Here is a 6,321-nt window from a genome sequence, read left to right as displayed (position 1 = left end):
AGGCCGAATACCCCAATGAATGTTGCGGGCTGGTTATCCAGAATGGACGAAGGCAGGAGTATGTTCCCTGCCGCAATACCGCCCCTTCCCCAACAGAGCAGTTCAGCCTTCACCCCGAAGATTACGCCGCCGCCGAAGACGCAGGAACGATTGTCGCCATTGTCCACAGTCACCCGGACGCAACAACACAGCCCAGTCAGTTAGATATTGCCCAGTGTGACCTGTCACAAGTTCCGTGGGTGATCGTCTCATGGCCGGAGGGGGATATTCGCACAGTGATACCGAGTAAGGGTATCAAGCCCCTGTTAGGTCGTCCGTTCGTGCATGGCATTTGGGATTGCTTCTCCATTGTGCGCGACTGGTATCAACTGGAGCGAGGTATTGAGATCCCCAATTTCGCGCGCTCCGATGGCTGGTGGAACCGGGGCGAAAACCTGTATCTGAAAAACTATGCGTCGGCGGGTTTTGTCGAGTGCAGCGATGAACTACAGGTCGGTGATGTGATTATTATGCAGGTACAGGCCAACGAGCCTAATCATGCCGGGGTGTATATCGGCGAGGGATTGATGTTACACCATATGTACGGGCAGCTTAGTAACCGCGTGCCTTATGATGGCTATTGGCAGGAGCGAACAATAAAAATACTGAGATACAGCAAATTGCATAAAGAGGAGATCATGATTAGCATAAAGGGATATTAAACTATGGGGAGTCGTTATGGATGGTATTGTTTTATTGCTTATTCTTTCTGCTGTATTAGGATTACTTCCTGCCAAGATAGCTGCTAATAAGGGCAGAAGTTTTGGTGTTTGGTGGTTATACGGTTTTCTTCTTTTCCTTATCGCATTCCTTCATTCCCTTGCATTGTCAACCGATCAGGAAACCATAGAAAAACAGAAAATGGATTCAGGGGAAATAAAAAAGTGTCCGTTTTGTGCCGAAGCAATTAAATCAGAAGCTATTATTTGTAAGCATTGCAATAGAGAAGTCCCAACAATAAATAGCAATAATAAAGAAGATTTTTTAGCTAATTTATCTTCTAAAAAGTTTTATAATCATAAAAATGGTGATTACGAATTAGATGATTCAGCAGTAATGATAACCATCCAAGGAATGAAAGAAATAAGAGATAAGTTAACTGACGAAGAATGTGACCAATTTATCAGTAAATTTAATAGCATTATTTTTTCATTGGAAGATGGTTTACCTGAGCAGCTAAAAGCAGAGTTCAGTGAACGATATCGCTATTGGCTTCTTAAATAACTTAGACCCGCTTCGGCGGGTTTTTTTATGGAGTAACGACATGAACACACTACGAACAGTGCGGCTGTATGGTGTACTCGGTGCTCAGTTCGGACGCGAGTATCAATTGGCAGTATCGTCACCTCAAGAGGCTATCCGGGCGCTGTCTGTGTTGATTGATGGCTTTGAAAAGTTTCTCCTGACTGCCAGAGAGCGCGGGTTAACCTTTGCGGTGTTCAATGGCAAACACAATATCAGTCAGGATGAACTGGCATTTTCCGGTGAGGACGATATCCGCATTGCCCCGATGATTATCGGCAGCAAAAAAGCGGGTATTTTCCAGACCATTCTCGGTGCGGTGATGGTGGTCGCCGGGGCGTTTATGTGGTCAACCCCGTGGGGGGCACCGATGGTAATGTCCGGTATCGGAATGATGCTGGGGGGCGTGGTGCAGATGTTATCACCCATGCCGGGCGGACTGGCACGACGGGAAGACCCGGACAATAAGCCCTCGTATGCTTTTGGTGGTCCTGTTAACTCCATCGCACAGGGGAACCCGGTTCCGGTGGGCTACGGTAAACGTCGTATCGGGGGTGCCATTATTTCAGCAGGTATCTACGCCGAAGATCAGCAATAACACTTCATTAACGCTTCATTGTTTTCAGTCAGGTCGCTCAGGCGGCTTTTTTTATGGGTGGAATATGGGAAATCATCTTATTCAGGGCAGCAAGGGCGGTGGTGGCAGCCCCCGCACTCCGGTTGAGTCACCAGACAGCTTGCAATCAACCTCGTATGCCAAAATCTTACTGGCACTGGGTGAAGGGGAATTTGCGGGCGGGCTGGATGGTACCAATATCTTTCTGGATAACACGCCGATTATAGGTCCCGATGGTCAGGCCAATTTTGAGGGTGTGAAATGGGAATTCCGCCCCGGTACGCCGTATCAGGATTATATTCCCGGGATGCCAGCGGTCGAGAATGAACTGACGGTCGGTACGGAGTTAACGGAGTCATGGGTCAGATCGGTCACCAATACTCAGCTTTCTGCCGTTCGTATCCGGTTATCATGGCCCCAGTTGCAGACGCAGAAAGAAGATGGGGATACGGTCGGCTATCGCATTGATTATACGATTGAAGTAGCAACAGACGGGGGCTCTTATCAGGAACTGCCCACGCTTGCTGTGGATGGCAAAACGACCACCAAGTATGAACGTTCACACCGCGTGGATTTACCCAAAGCCTATTCTGGCTGGCAGGTGCGGGTACGCCGTCTCACACCTAAGCAGACCAGTAACCGGATTGCGGATGCGATGGTAGTTGAGGCCATTACAGAGGTGATTGACGCCAAACTGAGTTATCCCGAAACGGCGCTGTTATTTGTTCAGTTTGATGCCAAGCAGTTTCGCAATATCCCGCAGGTCTCCTGTGAGCCGAAGATGCGCATTATCCGTGTGCCCGATAACTATGATCCCGAAAGCCGCACGTATTCCGGTGTATGGGCGGGACAATTTAAATGGGCATGGACTGATAATCCGGCTTGGGTGTTGTATGACCTGATGATGAATGACCGGTTCAGTATCGGTACGCGGGTTAAGGCGGAAAACCTCAGTCTGGCAAAATGGGATTTGTACCGCATCGCCCAGTATTGTGACCAGTTGGTGCCGGATGGGAAAGGGGGTATGGAGCCTCGTCACACCTGTAATGTCTATATCCAGTCACAAGAGGACGCATGGACAGTCCTGCGGGATATCGCGGGCATTTTCCGGGGCATGACGTTCTGGGCCAACAATAACATGAACGTACTGGCCGATATGCCCCGCGATATGGATTTTATCTACACCCGCGCCAATGTCCGTGACGGTAAGTTTACCTATGCCAGTGCCAGCGAGAAAACCCATTATTCCACCGCCATGGTGAGCTGGTCAGATCCGCAGAACGGCTATCAGGATGCGGTCGAGCCGGTCTTCGATCACCGGCTGATAAAGCGCTTTCAGGTCAAACAGGCGGATGTCACCGCCATTGGCTGTACCCGCCAGAGTGAAGCGCAACGCCGGGGTAAGTGGGTATTGCATACCAACGAATATGACCGCATGGTGACGTTTACTGTGGGGCTGGATGGCAAAATCCCGTTACCCGGTTATGTTATCGGGGTGGCGGATGAAATGTTTTCCGGTCGGGTATTGGGCGGACGGGTCAGTGCAGCGGATGGACGTAATATCACCCTAGACCGAGTATCTTCGGCAAAAGTGGGTGAGCGGTTAATCCTCAACTTACCGTCAGGCAAGGCGGAAGGGCGCACCATTCAGGCCGTGAACGAAAAAATAATCACCGTCACCACGGCCTACTCAGAAATGCCTGCGGCTGAGTGTGTCTGGGCAATTGATGCAACGGATTTGGCCATCCAGCAATTCAGGGTCACCGGCATTAAAGAGGGTGAGGACGGGGTATCATTTGAAATCACTGCCGTTGAGCATAACCCGGATAAATACACTCATATCGACACAGGCACCCGTATCGAAGAGCGCCCCATTTCGGTGATCCCGCCGGGCGTTCAGCCCCCGCCGAAAAATGTCACGATTAGCCGCTACTCAGTCGTGAATCAGGGGATTGCGGTCTCTACCTTGCGCGTAACGTGGGAGGCGGCTGAGAGTGCAATTGCGTATGAGGCGGAATGGCTGCGGGATAATGGCAACTGGATATCAGTCCCCCGAACCTCGACACAGGGCTTTGAAATCCCCAATATCTACGCTGGACGTTATCAGGCACGTGTGCGGGCGATTAATGCGTCTGAGATATCCAGTATCTGGGCGAATGCACCGGAAACTCACTTGAAGGGGAAAGAGGGCAACCCTCCGGCACCACCGGCATTCAGGGCAACCCCGATTATCTTCGGCATCCAGCTAGACTGGGGTTTTGCCCCACAGACTGACGACACACTGAAAACCGAAATTCAGTACAGCCAGACCAATGACGGTGAAGGGTTGATGCTGCTGGCGGATATTCCCTACCCCCAACGCACGCATGTATTACAGGGACTGGCGGCAGGCGTCGCATTTTGGTTCCGTGCGCGTCTGGTGGACAAATCCGGCAATCAATCCCCGTGGACGGACTTTATTCGGGGCGAGTCTTCCAGTGATGCGAAATGGCTAACGGATGCTGTCGGCAACCAGTTCCTCACCGCCGAAGCCGGAAAGCGCTTGCAATCCCAGATTGACTATAACTCCGAAGCAGCGATGGAAAATGCCGTGTTAAGTGGGTCGATTGTCCAGCGCCAGATGGTGGTTAATGGTGAGATGAAAGCGGAGATACTGAGCATTCAGACCACCCAAGCCACAGACAGACAAGCCTTTGCTGAGAAGATGGAAAAAGTTCAGGCTGACGTAGGGGAAAATGCGGCTGCCGTTCAAACTAAGGCCACTGCCGTATTTGATATTGATATTGATGGCAACGGCTATGCCATTTACGACATAGGGGCGGGGGTGAAGTACAAGGGACAGTTCTATAAAGCGGGCATGGTTATCGGGGCTGAGGTGAAGAATGGTCAGGTTGAAACTCACTTCGCAGTCAGGGCGAACCAGTTTACCGTAGTGAATCCGACCAATGGCAGGCTGGAACCGGTCTTCGTGATTAAGAACGGGCAGGTTTTTACTAATAGTTTATTTGTCGGTGATGCCACGATTACCAGCGCGAAGATAGCTGATACCCTCCAGTCAACTAACTTTAATCAGAGCCGGCGAACGGGATTCAGGCTGAATATGAGAACAGGGGAAATGATAAGCTATGGACAAGGTTCTTCCGGGTATTGGATTGAAACCAGCAGTCTGAAACAGTTATTCGATAGCAACGGTAGATTACGGATCAGAATGGGGTTCTGGTAATGGGAATGGGATTAGAGATTTACGATGAAAAGGGGCGATTAATTATCACCACCAATAACATCATTCCGCGCTTTCTGGGGACGCATGTAATTCCCCTCAAAAAAGAGGGGAGCTTGCACCTTCCGGGCTTAAGTGAAGGCGGGAATGTCACTGCCCGTTTCTTTTTGTTCATGAGTAATAAACTGGGGGTCAGCACATACGATCTCAGCAATGAGTTTACCCGGTTCAGCGTGTCCGGCAGTACATTTAATTATTACGTAGATTATGATCGATGGCGATGGGAGCATAAAGGATGGGGCGGCGGACAGAGCGGCGGCTGGGATGAGATGGTCAATCGCGTAACAATTTGGGCTATATAATATGTTAGGTCTTGAATTTTATACAGATAATGGATTTGTCCAGATATCGGATAAAACACCCGCCTTGGGGTTCTTAAGAAAAGCGGCGGACGGGGAAAGTAACCTCCAGCAACCATACTATAATTTTGCGGAAGTGTACGGGGCAGGCGGCAAATATTTCTTTGCACCCATATATGAGCTGGGGGTGTATGGCAATAGTGGGCTGGAGGTTTACAGCGAGAAAGGGGAACTGATGTTCTCTTCTTCCATGAAGCTCCTGTCGTTTGTGAAACGGTTTTATGTCGATGTCCCCAATAACAAAAACACCCCCTTTGTTTATACGGGAGAGGCCGGACGACGTTACGGTTACATGATAATTAAGGATCAGCACCGAAGCCATTACAAGCACAAGCAATTTATCGATGGCCTGAGTAACCCACCTTATTATGATGATTGGTGGGAATTTGATGTTTACGCTGAATCATTCGAGGCCAAGTACAGTGATGGCAGAATTGAGATAGTCTATTCATATGAATATGCCTATCGAGGCGGCGGGTTAGAAGATCCGGGCACATGGAGCGGTCCACCTCCCCTGATGGAGGGCTTCATTGTTGATCTCACCGCCATTGAAGGCTGACCTTTTCTAACACTTCTTTTTCTTCTTCTCAGGAACACACCATGTACTATTCACAAGGCACTCTTTCCATTGTGTACGGCTCGGCTATTGTCCGCGGCACGGGCACCAGATTTAAATCGAATCTCAACGGCGTTGCACCGGGGCAGGTCATTTTAATCCAGTCCGGCAACAGTAACTTACTGCACATGATTCAGGCGGTGAACTCGGATACCGAACTGGTACTGGC

Annotated in this window: 6 protein-coding genes and 1 pseudogene; all 7 read left to right on the top strand. The window is 49.9% G+C overall.

Annotated elements, in window-relative coordinates; genetic code table 11:
* A partial coding sequence (locus Xmir_RS21735) for a C40 family peptidase (RefSeq protein WP_099116066.1) occupies nucleotides 1-701 on the top strand: 701 nt, incomplete at its 5' end.
* Nucleotides 702-717: 16 nt separating this feature from the next.
* Nucleotides 718-1,263: a zinc ribbon domain-containing protein gene (locus Xmir_RS27735; RefSeq protein ID WP_208620473.1), complete on the top strand. Its 546-nt coding sequence runs from the start codon at nucleotides 718-720 to the stop codon at nucleotides 1,261-1,263.
* 40 nt (nucleotides 1,264-1,303) lie between these two features.
* On the top strand, nucleotides 1,304-1,879 hold the full coding sequence (locus Xmir_RS21725; protein ID WP_099116065.1) for a tail assembly protein: 576 nt from the start codon (nucleotides 1,304-1,306) through the stop codon (nucleotides 1,877-1,879).
* Between the two features lie 64 nt (nucleotides 1,880-1,943).
* Nucleotides 1,944-5,120 carry a TipJ family phage tail tip protein gene (locus Xmir_RS21720; protein ID WP_099116064.1) on the top strand — a complete coding sequence of 1,059 codons (3,177 nt, stop codon included), beginning with the start codon at nucleotides 1,944-1,946 and terminating at the stop codon, nucleotides 5,118-5,120.
* Nucleotides 5,120-5,479, top strand: coding sequence for a hypothetical protein (locus tag Xmir_RS21715; RefSeq protein WP_244171017.1), 360 nt, complete (start codon nucleotides 5,120-5,122; stop codon nucleotides 5,477-5,479). Before Xmir_RS21720 ends, Xmir_RS21715 begins: the two co-directional genes overlap by 1 nt.
* A gap of 1 nt (nucleotide 5,480) precedes the next feature.
* A complete protein-coding gene (locus Xmir_RS21710; protein ID WP_099116062.1) occupies nucleotides 5,481-6,095 on the top strand; it encodes a hypothetical protein in 615 nt (204 codons plus the stop codon).
* A 41-nt stretch (nucleotides 6,096-6,136) separates the two neighbouring features.
* Nucleotides 6,137-6,321: pseudogene (locus Xmir_RS21705) on the top strand (hypothetical protein); the annotation flags it as partial.

Source organism: Xenorhabdus miraniensis (assembly GCF_002632615.1).
This window is presented reverse-complemented; position numbering and strand designations above follow the sequence as displayed.